Here is a 15096-nt window from a genome sequence, read left to right on the forward strand (position 1 = left end):
CAATGTCGTTCCTTCAGATCATCGACCTCGAAAAATCCTTCGGCAATGTCGAAGTGCTGAAGCGCATCAATCTGGAGATCGAGGAAGGCGGTTTCCTGGTGCTCGTCGGCCCGTCGGGCTGCGGCAAGTCCACGCTTCTCAACACCATCGCCGGGCTGGAGCCGATCACCGCCGGCGAAATCCGCATCGGCGGCCGGCGGGTCAACGAGCTGCACCCCTCGAAGCGCGACATCGCCATGGTGTTCCAATCCTATGCGCTCTACCCCAACATGACCGTGGCGCAGAACATCGGCTTCGGCATGGAAATCCGCGGCGTACCCAAGGCCGAGCGCGAAGCGGCGATCGCCCGCGTGGCGGAGATGCTGCAGATCGGCCCCCTGCTTTCCCGCAAGCCCAGCCAGCTTTCCGGCGGCCAGCGCCAGCGCGTCGCCATGGGCCGGGCGCTGGTGCGCGACCCGCAGGTCTTCCTGTTCGACGAGCCGCTGTCCAACCTCGACGCCAAGCTGCGCGTCGACATGCGCACGGAGATCAAACGTCTGCACCAGCGCATGGGCACGACCATCGTCTACGTCACCCACGACCAGATCGAGGCGATGACGCTCGCCTCCAAGATCGCGGTCTTGAAGGACGGTGTCCTGCAGCAGTTCGGCACGCCGGCCGAGATCTACAACAACCCGGTCAACACCTTCGTCGCCGACTTCATGGGTTCGCCGGCGATGAACCTCATCCCCGCGCGTATCACCAACGGCTCGGCCGGCCTGGCGCTCGACTTGGAGCGCAGCGCCGCACCCCCCATCAGCCTGCCGCTCGCCCACCCGCCGGCGGGGCTTGTCGCCTACAAGGGGCGCGACGTGATCTTCGGCGTGCGCCCGGAGGCGCTGACCGATCCCGAAGGCGCCGACCGCAACGCAGCACACCTCGCCCATGCCGATTGCTTCATCGAGGTGGTCGAGCCGGCCGGTTCCGACACCTTCGCCGTCACCCACTTGGGCGGTAAGGGCGTGATCGCCCGCCTGCGCGCCGACGCCAACATCGCACCGGGCACCACCGCGCCACTCGCCTTCAACCTCTCCAAGAGCGTCTTCTTCGACCCGGAGACGGAGAGCCGGATTCTCTAGGAGTGCACGTGAAACCAATGCTTGCGCCCCTTCGCGCCCCCCTCTGCCCTGCCGGGCATCTCCCCCACATGGGGGGAGATCGGCCTTCACGATTGCTTTCGCCAATCGCCAGAGTTGCCGAACAGGCGCCGGAGCAAGCGGCCGGCATAATCTCCCCCCGTGTGGGGGAGATGCCCGGCAGGGCAGAGGGGGGCGTGAAGGAACGCCGCCCATCTCCAACCAGCGAACGCAACCTAGCCCCATGACCTCCCCCGACATCGTCATCATCGGATCAGGCATAGGCGGCGCGACGGTGGCCGCCGGTCTCGCCCGTTCCGGCGCCTCGGTCCTGATCCTGGAGCGCGGCGGGCGGCTCCTCGACACGCCCGAATGCGTCGACGCGAAGGCCATCTTCGGCGCCGGCCACTATCGGCCGCAGGAGATGTGGCGCGAGGCCGGGCGCGCGCCCTTCAACCCCGGCAACTACTACTATGTCGGCGGCAACTCGAAATTCTACGGCGCCGTGCTGATCCGTTTCCGGCGCGAGGATTTCTCCGAGATCGAGCATTTCGGCGGCGTCTCGCCCGCATGGCCCTTTCCTTACGAAGAGCTGGAGCCCTGGTACACGAAGGCCGAAGCGCTCTTCAACGTGCGTGGCGCGCTCGGCGAGGACCCGACGGAGCCATTTCACTCCGCCCCCTACCCCTTTCCGCCGGTGCCGGACGAGCCGGCCATCGCCCGCGTGCGCGAGAAGCTCAAGGCGCAGGGCCTCCACCCTGCCTCCCTGCCGCTCGGCGTCGACCACGAAGCCTGGCTCAGCCGTGCCGGAACACCGTGGGACGCCTTTCCCAACGCAGGGCGCGGCAAGATGGACGCGGAGACCTGTGCGCTGGCCGCAGCGCTCGAGGACGCCGACATCCGCCTGGAAACGGAAGCGAAGGTGGAGCGGCTGGAGGCGGCCGCCGACGGCAAATCCATCGCCCGCGTGCACTATCGCCAGGGCGGCGAGCGGAAGAGCGTGGGCCCCAAGCTGGTGATCCTGTCGGCCGGCGCGGTGAACTCGGCCGCACTCCTTCTGCGCTCGGGCGAGAATGGCGGGCTTGCCAACAGTTCCGGCCAGGTCGGCCGCAACTTCATGAACCACAACAGCGCGGCGATGCTGGCCATCGACCCGCGGCGGAAGAACGACGCGGTCTACCAGAAGACCCTCGGCTTCAACGATTTCTACCTGGAGGACGGCAACGGCGGCAGGCCGCTCGGCAACGTCCAGCTTCTCGGCAAGATCTCCGGCGACATCCTGCGCCCCAACGTGCGCTTCCTGCCCGGCCCGGCGGCGGACTTCATCGCCGGCCGCTCGGTCGACTGGTACCTGATGACCGAGGACCTGCCGGACCCGGAGAGCCGCGTCACGGTGGACGGCGCCGACATCCTCCTCCAATGGCGCCGCACGAACCTCGGTACCTTGAAGCGCCTTACCAGGCGCATGCGCGAAATCTGCCGCGCTTCCGGCTATCCCATCGTGCTCTCGCGCCCGTTCGACAAGCGTACGCCGTCGCACCAATGCGGAACCGTGCGCATGGGTGTGGACCCGGCGACAGCCCCGCTCGACCCCTTCTGCCGTTCTTACGATCACCGCAACCTCTTCGTGGTGGATGCCGGCTTCCTGCCCACCTCCGCCGCCGTCAATCCCGCGCTCACCGTCGCCGCGCAGGCGCTGCGCGTGGCCGATCACATCCGCCAGGAGGAACGCGCATGAGCCGCCCTGCCGCCATCGTCACCGGGGCCTTGCGCGGCATCGGCCGCGCCGTGGCCGATGCGCTTGCCGCCGAGGGCTTCGATCTCGTGGTGACGGACGTGCGCGAGGAGGGCGTTGCCGAGGTGCGGGCGGCGATGGAGGCTTGCGGCGCCGGCTTCGCGTTCCATCAGGCCGACATCTCCGATCTGGCCGACCATCCGAAGCTCGTCGAGGCCGCGCTTGGCGCCTTCGGCCGTATCGACTGCCTCGTCAACAATGCCGGCATCGCCGCGCCGGCGCGTGGCGACCTGCTCGATCTGAAGCCCGAGAACTTCGACCGTGTGATGGCGGTCAACCTGCGCGGCACGGTCTTTCTCACGCAGGCCGTCGTCAAGGCGATGCTTGCCGCCCCTGCCGGGCACCCGCGAACCATCGTCAACATCACCTCCGTCAGCGCCGAGATGGCCTCGCCGGAGCGCGCCGACTACTGCATGTCCAAGGCCGGGCTTGCCATGTGGACCAAGAACCTCGCCCTGCGCCTGGCCGACGAGGGCATCGCCGTGTTCGAGGTACGGCCCGGCATCATCCGTACCGGTATGACCGCCGGTGTGGCCGGTAAGTACGACAGGCTGATCGCCGATGGCCTGGTGCCGGCGCGGCGCTGGGGGGAGCCGGAGGATGTGGGCCGGGCGGTTGCGGGGCTCGCAACCGGCCGCTTCGGCTTTGCCACCGGGACGATCGTCAACGTGGACGGCGCGCTGTCGCTCGCCCGGCTATGATGCGAACGAGGAAGGAATGACGGACTTCATCATCGTCGGCGCCGGCTCCGCGGGTTGCGTGCTCGCCAACAGGCTGAGCGAGGATCCGGAGAATTCCGTCCTCCTGATCGAGGCGGGCGGAAGCGACTGGCATCCGCTGATCCATATGCCGGCGGGCTTTGCCAGGATGACCAAGGGCATCGCCAGCTGGGGCTGGTCTACCGTGCCGCAAAAGCATCTGGGCGACCGCGTGCTGCGCTATACGCAGGCCAAGGTGGTCGGCGGCGGCTCGTCCATCAATGCCCAGATCTACACCCGCGGCAATCCGCGCGACTACGACGCCTGGGCCAGCGAGGAAGGCTGCGCCGGCTGGAGCTATCGCGAGGTGCTGCCCTACTTCAAGCGTGCCGAGGCCAACGAGCGCTTCGCCAACGACTACCACGGAGAGGACGGTCCGCTGGGCGTCTCCAATCCCATCGCGCCGCTGCCCATCTGCGAGGCCTATTTCCGCGCCGCGCAGGAGCTCGGCATCCCCTTTAACCCGGACTTCAACGGCACGCGCCAGGAAGGCGTCGGCTACTACCAGCTCACCCAGCGCGACGCCCGCCGCTCCTCCGCCGCCGTCGCCTATCTCAAGCCCGCCCGCGACCGGCCGAACCTGGCGGTGAAAACCGCCGCCATGGTGACGCGCATCGTCGTCGAAAACGGCCGCGCGACGGGGGTCGAACTGGTCGAAAGGCCGGGCGCGGCGCCGGTCGTCCTGAGGGCGGAGCGCGAGGTGATCGTCTCGGCCGGCGCCATCGGCTCGCCGAAGCTTCTGATGCAGTCGGGCATCGGCCCCGCCGACCACTTGAAATCCGTCGGCATTCTGCCGCTCCACGATCTCTCGGGCGTCGGCGCCAACCTGCAGGATCACCTCGACCTCTTCGTCATCGCCGAATGCACCGGCGACCACACCTACGACAACTATGCCAAGCTGCACCGGACGGTCTGGGCCGGCTTGCAGTATATCCTGCTCAAGAAGGGCCCCGCCGCCTCCAGCCTCTTCGAGACCGGCGGTTTCTGGTACGCCGACCCGACCGCCGCCCATCCGGACATCCAGTTCCACCTGGGGCTTGGCTCGGGCATCGAGGCAGGTGTCGAGAAGCTGAAGAACCCCGGCGTCACGCTCAACTCCGCTTTCCTGAGGCCCCGCTCGCGCGGCACGGTGCGCCTGAAGAGCGCCGATCCGGCCGATAGCCCGCTGATCGACCCCAACTATTGGAGCGATCCCTACGACCGGGAGATGGCGTTCCGCGGATTACGGCTGGCCCGCGAGATCATGCGGCAGAAGGCGCTGCAGCGCTTCGTTGCCCGCGAGGTGCTGCCCGGCCCGGGCGCCGACAGCGACGAAGCGCTCCTCGACTACGCTTGCCGCACGGCCAAGACGGATCACCACCCCGTCGGCACATGCCGCATGGGCACCGGCGAGACCGCCGTCGTGACGCCGGAGTTGAAGGTGCGCGGCGTGGAAGGCCTGCGCGTGTGCGATGCCTCGGTCATGCCGCGCATCCCCTCCTCCAACACCAACGCCCCGGCCATCATGGTGGGCGAGAAGGGCGCCGACCTCATCCTCGGGCGCGAGCCGGCGCCGCCTGCCGTCTTCAAGGACAATCTGGAGCGGGCGTAGTTTTGTCGGCACGGCGATGCGGTGCGTGGTTCGACAAGCTCACCATGAGGGTGAAGGCAGGGCAATCTTGCCGCAAGCCTCAGTCGGTGAACGGGCGAAAACGGAGCCCTCATGGTGAGCTTGTCGAACCACGAGGGCGGGATGCCGTCCGCCGGCCTACCGCACCGCCTCCGCCGGCCTCAACACTGTGAGGAGCGCGCCGTAGGGGATGAGCATGGCCAGGCCCACCAGGAGCTTCACCCCGAGATCGCCCAGCGCAAGCGACACCCACAGCGGCACATCCATGCCGGAACCGAAGAGCGGCACCGGGAAGGCGAGCGAGCCGTCTTCCAAGCCTAATCCCGTGTCGAGGAAGGAGAAGGCTGCGGCGAAGGCGAGCGAGAAGAACAGCGCGGTGTCGAGCACCGAGCCGACCAGCGTCGAGATCAGCGGCGCGTGCCACCAGGCGCTTTTCCGCAGGCGGTCGAACACAGCGACGTCGAGAAGCTGCGCAACGAGGAAGGCCGAGCCCGAAGCGAGCGCGATGCGCGGGCTGGCGAGCAGCACCGAGAGCGCCATCGCCAACACGAAACCCACCATCACAACGCGCCGCGCGGCCTCCGGCCCGAAGCGGCGGTTGGTCAGGTCGTTGATGAGGAAAGCGATCGGATAGGTGAACGCGCCCCAGGTGAGGAGTTCGCCGAGGCCGAGATAGGAAAAGGGGAACTGAACGAGGAAGTTCGAGGCGGCGACGACGATCGCCATGGCGGCCACGAAGGGCCAGACTGCAAGGATGCGCGTCATTTTTTTATCCTGGGTGATGGAACCAGTGGGCGGGAAACGCTCCCGCCCCGGATCGGATGGCTCAGGCGGTCGCCTGCTCTGTCAGCTTCTTGGCGACCTGCTTCTTCAAGAGGCGCGCGCGCTGGGAAAGCTCGTTCGACTTCGCCTTCATGAGGAAGGCATCGAGCCCGCCGCGATGCTCGACCGTGCGCAGCGCATTGGCCGAAACGCGCAGCCGGTAGTTCTGGCCGAGCGCCTCCGACATCAGCGTGACGTCGCACAGGTTCGGCAGGAAGCGGCGGCGGCTCCGGTTGTTGGCGTGGCTCACATTGTTGCCGCTCATCACGGCCTTACCGGTCAGTTCACATGCGCGGGACATTTTTCTACCTTTATCTTTCGGGCCATGACCCCTTGCCGCACCCGAAAAGGACGGCGCGCGGAAAGTTTCAGGCGGCCTCGTGGAAAGTCGCCGTCCCCATAAAGACATTTGCCTTGCCGGTCAAGCTCGGGGTCTCCGGGACGCGCGGCAACGCATTCCTGGCGGTGGGGATGGGATAATCGCCCCCGACGGCACACGGGCGCGTCCACCCCCACCCCTTACCCCTCCCCACAAGGGGGAGGGGAGACGCGAGTGTTGTGCCTTTCCTGGCGAAGGACATGCCTATCCGTTGCCGCGCTTCATCCGAAGCCGGGCTATGTCAAAGAACGTGGGAAGCGGGGCGCGTTGTCCGTGCCACTCAATTTATTTTTTAAGGCGCGTCCAACGCGCCCCACCGGAGGCTGTCCCGACGGTCGGCCGGTCACTCGGGTTCCATCTTTCCCGGCTGCACCCAATTAGGGGGTGGTCTTAGCCGGGCCATGCGAAACCCTAGCGGCTTCTCCGCAGTTGCCTGGCACCGTCTCTCACCCAGCACCCCGGCACCGCCGGCCTGTCGCGGGCCCTCACGCCTGCGGGCACCGGCAGCCCACAGGAAGAGGTCTCCGCCGCCCTCCCCGTGTCCCCGGTCCGGACCAAGGTTCCCGTGAGGGCGATGGGTGGATTGTAAGGGGGGCAGAGGGAGGGGGGATAAAATCCTGCGAAAAAGTTGGAGAAATTATTCGGAAGCGAGCGAAAACAATGGGTTGGTGGGGAAGAAAGATTCTTTGTGGCCACATTTTATCCCCGCGCGGGTGGGCTACTTTTGAAATGTCGGCCTCCCTTCGCGCCCCCTCTGTCCTGCCGGACATCTCCCCCGCAAGGGGGGAGATCGGCCGTCGCGCAGGGTTTCGCAAATCGTCAACGTTGCAGGAAAGGCGCCGAATCAAGCGGCAGGCCAATCTCCCCCCTTGCGGGGGAGATGTCCGGCAGAACAGAGGGGGCGCGAAGGGGTGGCGGCTTATCCGAGAGACACGCCTTGCGCCGGAAGGGCTGTTGTCGACGCGATCTCGCTCGCTCCACATATCCGCCCCATTTGCCGCTTTTGCCTAAGGGCGGAGGGCTTGGCGGGTAGACCGCCTGTGCGGAGATGAGGAAATGGCCAGGCTTCGCGCGCGTGCACTCGTTGCCGCCATCGTGCTTGCAGGCGTCGCCAGCCCGCTTTCGGCGGCGCGAGAGACCTACCGCGTGCAGTACAGCGCCTCGCTCTTTGGGCTGCCGATCGGCCGCGCCGTGCTGGAAAGCCGCTTCGAGGGCCGAGGGTTTGCCATCGCCGGCCGTTTTGCCAGTGCTGGCATCGCCCGCATCTTCGACCGCACGGACGGCACGGTGAGCGTGAACGGATGGATGGGGGAAAGCGCCAGCCAGCCGAAGGAATATACGCTCGACTACAAGAGCGGGAAGAAAACGAAGAAGACGGCCATCCGCTTCGCCAACGGGAGCGTGGCCGAGACGGAGAACCGGCCCGAGCGCAAGAAGCGCGGCAAGGACTGGGTGCCGGTGGCGCGCGAACATCTGGCCGATGTCGCCGACCCGCTGTCGGCGCTTCTTCTGCCCGTATCGAACGCAGCCGAGGTCTGCCGGCGCACGGTCAAGGTCTATGACGGCGAGACGCGCGCCGACCTCGTCTTGCAGCCGGCGGCGAAAGGCGAGACCTTCTCCCGCGCCGCTGTGACCTGCCGGGCGCGCTTCGTGCCCGTCGCCGGCTACCGCAAGGGCCATTCCTCTATCAAATATCTGCGCGACAGGTCGCGGATTCTCGTTGGCTTCCAGCCGGTCGAAGGCCGCGACCTTTACTCTCCGGTCGAGGCTACCATTGCCACGAAGATCGGAACCGTGCACATCAGGGCGCGTCCCATGTGAGGGCGGTTGCGAAGGAGGGGAAATGGCGCGCGCCACGTTGATCGGCTTTTCGGCTGTTGCCATGTGGGCGCTGCTGGCGCTCTTCACCGCGGCCTCGGGCAAGGTGCCGCCCTTCCAGCTTTCGGCGCTGTCCTTCACCGTCGGCACGGGGATCGGTGTCGTCGCGCAGCTTCTGGCGCCCGCCTTCCGCCGGCGCGAGGCCGTTCCGCCGGTCGTCTGGCTCATCGGTGTCGGCGGGCTCTTCGGCTATCACTTCCTCTACTTCACCGCACTGCGCAACGCACCGGCCGTGGAGGCGAGCCTGATCGCCTATCTGTGGCCGCTGCTCATCGTGCTGGGCTCGGCCTTGATGCCGGGGGAGCGGCTCGGCTGGCACCACGTGGCCGGCGCGCTTCTCGGCCTTCTCGGCACCTTCCTCATCGTCACCAAGGGAGGCGGCCTCACCCTCGACGGCCGCTATGCGCTCGGCTATGCGGCGGCCGGCGGCTGCGCGCTCTTCTGGTCCGGCTATTCGCTCCTGTCGCGCCGCTTCCAGGCCGTGCCGACCGGCATCGTCACCTGGTTCTGCGCCGCCACGGCGATCCTCTCCGCCCTTTGCCACCTGGCCCTGGAGGAGACGGTATGGCCGGCGGGCGCCGGCGAATGGCTGGCCGTTCTGGGCCTCGGCCTGCTTCCCGTGGGGGCGGCATTCTATGCCTGGGACTATGGCGTCAAGCACGGCAACATCCAGGTGCTGGGGGCCGCGAGCTATGCAGCACCGCTCCTGTCGACGCTGATCCTCATCGCCGCCGGCAGGGCGGAGCCGACGATCAACATCCTCGCCGCGTGCCTGCTGATCACCGGCGGGGCGGCATTGGCGGCCAAGAACATGCTGCGGCGGCGCAAGCCGGCAGTTCCGGGTGATGCGGCGGCTTGAGGTTGGGGTGATCGGCTCGCTGGATTCTGGGTTTTCCGGAGATGCCGGCGCCCCTTCGCGCGCCCCTCTACTCCGCCGGATACCAGTAGCGCGCCTCCGCCGCACCGCGTTCGATGCGCACGAAGTTGTTGGCGAAGACGCGGTAGGGCGGGCTCCACTCGCCGTCCGGCCATTTGACGCGGATCTCGGCGCGCTCGGCGGTGCCGACGCCGGCATGCACGAAGCCTGAATGGCCGGATGCATGGCCGCCGCCCACCTGCACCGTGCGATTGGCGGTGCGCGTGCCGTATTTGACGGCGATCAGCGCGCCGACGGCATTGGCGTTGGGGCCCTTCTGGGCAAGCTCGACGGCGACGAAATTGCCCATGGGCATGGGCCCGGCTTCGGCCATTTGCTTTGCCGCAGTACCGGACGGAAACCCGGTTCCCGCTTCTCCTGGAATTGCCCTGGCACCGAGATTACGGAAGAGCGAGACGTTTTCTTCCCGGTTGACGACCAGGAGGTCCAGCATGCCGTCCATGTTGAAATCGTCGACGATGGCGCCGCGCCCCTTGGTCGGCAGCCCGATGCCCGCTTCGGCGCCGGCCTCCGCGAAGCGGCCGTCCCACTGGCCGAGAAGCAGATTGTCGGGATCGACCGCCGCGAAATCCGGCATCTGCTCGACATTGCCCTTGGCGATGAAGAGGTCGAGCAGGCCGTCGTTGTTGAAGTCGGCGAACTCGGCGTGCCAGCCGGTGGAGGGCTTCAGGTCCTCGCCGATATAGGGGCGATGCGCGGTGGCGCCGCGGTCGTAGGCGATGTCGGTGTAGATGGGGCGGTCTTCCTCTGCCTCCTCGTCCAGCATCTGCAGCTTGGTGTCGCCCATGGAGGTGAGCGCGTATTCGGGATAGCCGTCGCTGTTAAGGTCGCCTTCGGCGATGCCCATGCCCCAGATCGTGAGGTGGCGCCAGCCCTCGGAGCGGCTGAAGAGACGCGGCGCGCGGCCAGGCTCGATGTGCCAGAGCTGCTCCTCGCCGCCGCGGTAATAGTGCCGGTCGTTGGTGATCCTCAAATCGGGCGTGCCGGAGCGGTTCCAGTCGGTAAAGAGCATGGAGAGAGCGCAGTAGCCGGGGCTGAGCGGGCGTCTTTCGGCATAGCGCGGCCGGCCCTCGCCCGCCTCCGGGCGGTAGAGGGCGTTGTCGTGGCAGGTGCCCCAGGGCGAACCGGGGGCGGAGCGGTCGACATAGTTGCCGAAGGCCAGCGTCGGGAAGGCGTTGCCCTCCTCCCAACTCGCGGAGAAGGCGGTGGTCCAGGCGTTGCCGCCGTCAAAGGCGAAAAGCGCGTTCGCTTGCCTGAAGGTGCATTCCGGGCCGCCTTTCAGGAGCACGTTCTCGCCCAGCCTGAGGAGCGCGAGGTCGAGATGGCCGTCATTGTCGATGTCGAGCGGATAGGCGCCCAGCACCTTTTCAAGGGTGCGCTGGCTCAGCCCCGTGTCGCGCGCCGCAAAGCGCAGCGGGCCGCCGGCCGTGCTTTCGTTGACGTAGAGCCTGGCGGGGTCCTTGCCGCCGGCGAGGAAGAGATCGGGTAGCCGGTCGCCGTTGCAATCGAAGGAGGCGGCGCCTCCGCCGACGAAATATTCCCACGGGCCGCGATAGGCGTGCTCGATGCCAGCGGCGAGGGCTTCCTCGTGCATGGCGGGGATGTCGTTGAGGGGGCCGGCGGCGGCGGGGGTGGCGGTTAGGAGGGAAAGAGCGATGAGAAGGTGGCGCCCCTTCGCGCCCCCCTCTGCCCTGCCGGGCATCTCCCCCACGAGGGGGGAGATTGGCTGTCGCGAATGGTTTCGCCAATCGCCGGCATTGCACAATAGCTGCCGGAACAAGCGGCCGGCGCAATCTCCCCCCGTGTGGGGGAGATGCCCGGCAGGGCAGAGGGGGGCGCGAAGGGGCGCGGGCTTCTCCATGTAGCCGTATCCACCCAACATCTAAGGCCCAATCACCAGCGTCCGCAAAAATGCGATCAGCGCACCGCGCTCCTCCTCCGCCGCTTCCACATAGCGGTCGCGGGCGGCGCGGCCTTCGCCGCCATGGGCGCGGATCACTTCGTCGAGCGTCGAAAGGTCGTTGCGGTGGCCGTAGGGAGCGGTCGAGCCGGCGCCCCATAATTCGGCGGTCATGAAGACGTTGCGCTCCACGAAGCGCTGGGCGAGGAGTTCGTTGCCGAGGGCGGCGACCTCCTGATCGGCGATCGTGTGGCGCTTCAAGTCACCGAAGAGCGGCACGAGCACCGCGCCCTTTCCGTTGCGCGGCAGGCCGCGCGCCCAGTCGAGGAGGGCGAGGTCGTAGACGGCCGGCTCGGCAAGCTCGCTCCCGCGCAGCGTGCCGGCCATGTCGAGCGGGCCGGGGTCGGCGAAGGACAGCGATTGGAGCGGCAGGGCGCGGCGGTGGCATTCGTTGCAGCCGAGCGCATCGAAGACGGCGCTGCCCTTTCTGGCGGCCGCCTGCCATTCCGGACCGTCGGGCGTGCGCTCTACCGGCGGCTTCAGGCCGGCCTGCCAGGCAACGAGGGCCGAGACGTCGCCCTCGCTCACCTCGTCCTCCACGCCGTCGCCGTCGTGATCGCGCTCGCCGGTCCAGCGCGGGCCGAAGCGCTCGCTCGCCTGCATGCCATGGTGGTGGTTGAGGGCGTTGACGGTGAACTGGCGCAGCGAGGTCATCACGCCTTTCTGGCTGAAGGGGCGGATGACGAGATCGTGATCGACGCCCGCAACGGCGGAAAGGTCCAGCATGCCGTCCGGTTCGGCGACGATGACGCCGAAATCGACGCCCTTGCTCGCAAGCCTCGCCGTGACGGCGCTGCCCTGGCGGCGTGCCTTGGCCAGCGCCTCGCGGCGCATGCGCTGCAGATCCACGGTCATCTCGCGCGCCAGGAGCTCGATCAGGCCGGCGCCGAAGAGATGGTTGGTGCCCCGCTCGTTGGAGAATTGCGGGTCGAGGCTGTCGAAATCGGCGCTTTCGAAGCCTTCCGAGACGAAGACATTGGTGACGAAATCGCCGGCACCGCCGGTGGCCGGCAGGTTGTGGCAGCCGGCGCAGGCGTTGGCGTCGAGGCCGGCGGAGCGGAAGAAGGCGTTTTCGGGCGGACGCTTGCGCTTGGTCGGAACGATGGCCTGGGTGGCAAACGGCCTGCCGACGCCGTCGGCGGGGGTGAAGTGGCCGACGAAGAGCTCTTCGCCGCGCTCGCGCAGGGCCTCGAGCGCCGCCTTGTCGAGCGTTCCGGACAAGGCGTCCTGGTCCACGTGCCGCGACATCACGCCCTCGTGCCACGGCTCCGCGGCCGCGCTTGCGGCGGCGATCAGGACTGCCGCGGCGAGAGCCGGGGCACGGCCGACCCGCTTCATGCCACGACCCTCCCGTCTTCGGGCTTTCTGCCGCCCGCGCCGGGGCGGAGGCCGGGGCCGAAAACTTCCCAGTCGAGGCCCGTCAGCGCCGTCATGGCGCAGCCTTGCTGAATGAAGGGCACCTCGTCGGGCCATGTCTCGAACGAAACGTCATCGGCGTGCTGGCCGCCGGCCGTCTGGGCGAGTGCGGCGCGGATCTCCGGCTCCAGGATGTCGAAGGCCGCCGTGCCCTGGCCGACCATGGCGACGGGCGCGGGGTCGATCAGGGCGAAGAGGCTGCCGATGCCGATGCCGATCGCCTCGGCCGCTTCGCGGAACGCCTGGCGTGCCGGGCCGTCCCCGCGGCGCGCCGTTGCCGCCAGCGCCTCCATCTCGCCGGCCTTGATGTCGGCGATCGGCTTTTCCATGGCGCTCTTGCCGTGCGCCTTGCGCCAGATGGCGTAGTTGCCCGCATAGGCCTCGATGCAGCCCCGGCGCCCGCAACGGCATAGGGCACCGTCGGGCCTGTGGATCATGTGGCCGAATTCGCCGGCGGATGAATGGGTGCCGGTGAACAATTGCCCGTTCAGCATCAGGCCCATGCCGATGCCTTGCGACAGGAGGAGGGCGATGAAATTGTCGCGGTAGCGTTCCGGGTTGCGCCAGCGCAGCGCGGCGGCGATCATGTTGCAATCGTTCTGCACCGTCACCGGGACGCCGAACGCCGCCTCCAGCTCCGGGCCGAAGGCGATATCGCTGTGCGGGGTGATCGGCGACCACAGCATCTGGCGGCCGGCGGCGTCGGTGATGCCCTGCACGGCGAAGGCGATGCGCAGGAAGCCTTCGCGGCCGCAGGCGATCTCGCGCACGGCGGAGACCGCCGCGTCCAGGAGCGCCTGCCGGCTGAGCGCCAGCGTCGACAGATGGTGGGTCCCGGTATCGATCACGCGGCCGCAATAGTCGACCAGCACCGCCGACAGGCTGTTGAAGGACAGATGCAGGCAGACGACGGTGGCGGCTTCCGGATCGAGCCCCAGCGCCACCTGCGGGCGCCCGCGCCGGGCGGGTGCCGCCTCGCCCTGCCCGATCTCGCGCATGATGCCTTCCTCGATGAGATCGGAAGCGATGGCCGAGATGGTGGAATGGCTGAGCCCCGTCAGACGGGCGATCTCCGTGCGCGACGGCTGGTCGGCCCGCCGCACGGCGGCGATCACCAGCGCGCGATTGCGCTTGCGCATCTCGTCATGGCGGATTCCGGTCGTCAATCCGCATCCTCCCTTGGCCGCTTCGGCGCCTATCCTCCCGCGCCGGCAGACTGAAATGCCATATTGACACGGGTGAAAACGTGAGTCATTCTTTTTTTCGAGGCTCGAAAAAATGAGCCTTCGTTACAGGCAATAGAATTGTCGTGCCCTTTTCGGGCATATGGGAGGAAATCATGAAGAATATGACGACCGCCGTCCTGGCGGGCCTCGCATTTTCGTTGTCGCTGTCGACGGCGGCGCTGGCCGAAGGCAAGGTGATAGGCGTTTCCTGGTCCAACTTCCAGGAAGAGCGCTGGAAGACGGACGAGGCCGCCATCAAGGCGCAGATCGAGGCGGATGGCAACAGCTACATCTCCGCCGACGCGCAGTCCTCGGCCTCGAAGCAGCTCACGGACGTGGAATCGCTCATCTCCCAGGGTGCGAACGCGCTGATCATCCTGGCGCAGGACTCCTCGGCCATCGGTCCGGCGGTGGAAAATGCCGTCAACGAGGGTATTCCGGTGGTCGGCTATGACCGGCTCATCGAGAACACCGACGCCTTCTACCTGACCTTCGACAACAAGGAAGTGGGCCGCATGCAGGCGCGTGCCGTGTTCGAGGCGCAGCCGGAAGGCAGCTATGCCTTCATCAAGGGCTCCTCGGCCGACCCGAACGCCGACTTCCTGTTCGAGGGGCAGATGGAGGTGCTTAAGGAGGCGATCGATTCCGGCGCGATCAAGAATGTCGGCGAGGCCTATACGGACGGCTGGCTGCCCGCCAACGCGCAGCGCAACATGGAGCAGATCCTGACCGCCAACAACAACGAGGTGGACGCGGTCGTGGCTTCCAACGACGGCACGGCAGGCGGTGTCGTCGCCGCGCTCGAGGCGCAGGGCCTTGCCGGTGCCGTGCCGGTCTCCGGCCAGGACGGCGACCATGCCGCGCTCAATCGCGTTGCGCTCGGCTCGCAGACCGTCTCGGTGTGGAAGGACGCGCGCGACCTCGGCGCGGAGGCGGCCAAGATCGCCAACCAGCTCGCCGAGGGCACGGCGATGGAAGATGTCGAGAACGCGGTGAAGTGGTCCGACGGCCCGAACGGCGTCGAGATGAATGCCGTCTTCCTGGCACCGGTACCGATCACGCGGGACAACCTCAACGTCGTCATCGACGCCGGCTGGGTGACGAAGGATGTCGTCTGCCAGGGCGTCCAGCCCGGCACGGTTGACGTCTGCGGCTAACGCACCACGTAGGAAATCGAAACGCCGCGGTTCGTACCGGACTG

Annotated in this window: 12 protein-coding genes; 7 read left to right on the plus strand and 5 right to left on the minus strand. The window is 67.5% G+C overall.

Translation table 11 applies throughout. The features are described 5' to 3' along the window. Positions 1-2 precede the first annotated feature (2 nt). From GM910_RS03360 to GM910_RS03375, 4 genes are all read left to right on the plus strand, one after another. Positions 3-1118 (plus strand): ABC transporter ATP-binding protein, encoded by a 1116-nt coding sequence (locus GM910_RS03360; RefSeq protein WP_159586100.1) that lies wholly within the window; start codon positions 3-5, stop codon positions 1116-1118. A gap of 241 nt (positions 1119-1359) precedes the next feature. Continuing rightward, positions 1360-2853: a GMC oxidoreductase gene (locus GM910_RS03365; protein ID WP_159586101.1), complete on the plus strand. Its 1494-nt coding sequence runs from the start codon at positions 1360-1362 to the stop codon at positions 2851-2853. After that, complete coding sequence (locus GM910_RS03370) at positions 2850-3611, plus strand: 3-ketoacyl-ACP reductase (protein ID WP_159586102.1); 762 nt, start codon at positions 2850-2852, stop codon at positions 3609-3611. The genes GM910_RS03365 and GM910_RS03370 overlap by 4 nt, the downstream gene beginning before the upstream one ends. Before the next feature lie 16 nt (positions 3612-3627). Further along, positions 3628-5259 (plus strand): GMC family oxidoreductase, encoded by a 1632-nt coding sequence (locus GM910_RS03375; protein WP_159586103.1) that lies wholly within the window; start codon positions 3628-3630, stop codon positions 5257-5259. Between the two features lie 156 nt (positions 5260-5415). Here the strand turns inward: GM910_RS03375 and GM910_RS03380 are convergent, their stop codons facing one another. Both GM910_RS03380 and rpmB read right to left on the minus strand, forming a co-directional pair. Beyond that, a complete protein-coding gene (locus GM910_RS03380; RefSeq protein WP_159586104.1) occupies positions 5416-6042 on the minus strand; it encodes a queuosine precursor transporter in 627 nt (208 codons plus the stop codon). A 61-nt stretch (positions 6043-6103) separates the two neighbouring features. Next, positions 6104-6400: a 50S ribosomal protein L28 gene (rpmB, locus tag GM910_RS03385; protein ID WP_159586105.1), complete on the minus strand. Its 297-nt coding sequence runs from the start codon at positions 6398-6400 to the stop codon at positions 6104-6106. 1134 nt (positions 6401-7534) lie between these two features. Here rpmB and GM910_RS03390 point away from each other — a divergent pair. Next, positions 7535-8299 carry a DUF3108 domain-containing protein gene (locus GM910_RS03390; RefSeq protein WP_159586106.1) on the plus strand — a complete coding sequence of 255 codons (765 nt, stop codon included), beginning with the start codon at positions 7535-7537 and terminating at the stop codon, positions 8297-8299. Positions 8300-8321: 22 nt separating this feature from the next. Continuing rightward, positions 8322-9215 carry an aromatic amino acid exporter YddG gene (gene yddG / locus GM910_RS03395; protein ID WP_159586107.1) on the plus strand — a complete coding sequence of 298 codons (894 nt, stop codon included), beginning with the start codon at positions 8322-8324 and terminating at the stop codon, positions 9213-9215. 67 nt (positions 9216-9282) lie between these two features. On the opposite strand, the gene GM910_RS03400 is transcribed toward yddG, so the two are convergent. From GM910_RS03400 to GM910_RS03410, 3 genes are all read right to left on the minus strand, one after another. After that, positions 9283-10995 carry an FG-GAP repeat domain-containing protein gene (locus tag GM910_RS03400; protein WP_159586108.1) on the minus strand — a complete coding sequence of 571 codons (1713 nt, stop codon included), beginning with the start codon at positions 10993-10995 and terminating at the stop codon, positions 9283-9285. A 180-nt stretch (positions 10996-11175) separates the two neighbouring features. Next, positions 11176-12591 (minus strand): cytochrome c family protein, encoded by a 1416-nt coding sequence (locus GM910_RS03405; protein WP_159586109.1) that lies wholly within the window; start codon positions 12589-12591, stop codon positions 11176-11178. Further along, a complete protein-coding gene (locus tag GM910_RS03410) occupies positions 12588-13835 on the minus strand; it encodes an ROK family transcriptional regulator (RefSeq protein ID WP_159586110.1) in 1248 nt (415 codons plus the stop codon). Before GM910_RS03410 ends, GM910_RS03405 begins: the two co-directional genes overlap by 4 nt. 173 nt (positions 13836-14008) lie before the next feature. Here GM910_RS03410 and xylF point away from each other — a divergent pair, with 173 nt between their 5' ends. After that, a complete protein-coding gene (gene xylF, locus GM910_RS03415; RefSeq protein WP_159586111.1) occupies positions 14009-15052 on the plus strand; it encodes a D-xylose ABC transporter substrate-binding protein in 1044 nt (347 codons plus the stop codon). The last annotated feature ends 44 nt before the right edge of the window (positions 15053-15096 follow it).

Source organism: Chelativorans xinjiangensis (genome assembly GCF_009812055.1).
GTDB lineage: Bacteria > Pseudomonadota > Alphaproteobacteria > Rhizobiales > Rhizobiaceae > Chelativorans > Chelativorans xinjiangense.

Excerpts from the sequence above, each read along its gene's own strand:
- GM910_RS03360 (WP_159586100.1), top strand. The coding sequence starts at position 3 with ATGTCGTTCCTTCAGATCATCGACCTCGAAAAATCCTTCGGCAATGTC.
- GM910_RS03365 (WP_159586101.1), top strand. The coding sequence starts at position 1,360 with ATGACCTCCCCCGACATCGTCATCATCGGATCAGGCATAGGCGGCGCG.
- GM910_RS03370 (WP_159586102.1), top strand. The coding sequence starts at position 2,850 with ATGAGCCGCCCTGCCGCCATCGTCACCGGGGCCTTGCGCGGCATCGGC.
- GM910_RS03375 (WP_159586103.1), top strand. The coding sequence starts at position 3,628 with ATGACGGACTTCATCATCGTCGGCGCCGGCTCCGCGGGTTGCGTGCTC.
- GM910_RS03380 (WP_159586104.1), bottom strand. The coding sequence starts at position 6,042 with ATGACGCGCATCCTTGCAGTCTGGCCCTTCGTGGCCGCCATGGCGATC.
- rpmB (WP_159586105.1), bottom strand. The coding sequence starts at position 6,400 with ATGTCCCGCGCATGTGAACTGACCGGTAAGGCCGTGATGAGCGGCAAC.
- GM910_RS03390 (WP_159586106.1), top strand. The coding sequence starts at position 7,535 with ATGGCCAGGCTTCGCGCGCGTGCACTCGTTGCCGCCATCGTGCTTGCA.
- yddG (WP_159586107.1), top strand. The coding sequence starts at position 8,322 with ATGGCGCGCGCCACGTTGATCGGCTTTTCGGCTGTTGCCATGTGGGCG.
- GM910_RS03400 (WP_159586108.1), bottom strand. The coding sequence starts at position 10,995 with ATGCCCGGCAGGGCAGAGGGGGGCGCGAAGGGGCGCCACCTTCTCATC.
- GM910_RS03405 (WP_159586109.1), bottom strand. The coding sequence starts at position 12,591 with ATGAAGCGGGTCGGCCGTGCCCCGGCTCTCGCCGCGGCAGTCCTGATC.
- xylF (WP_159586111.1), top strand. The coding sequence starts at position 14,009 with ATGAAGAATATGACGACCGCCGTCCTGGCGGGCCTCGCATTTTCGTTG.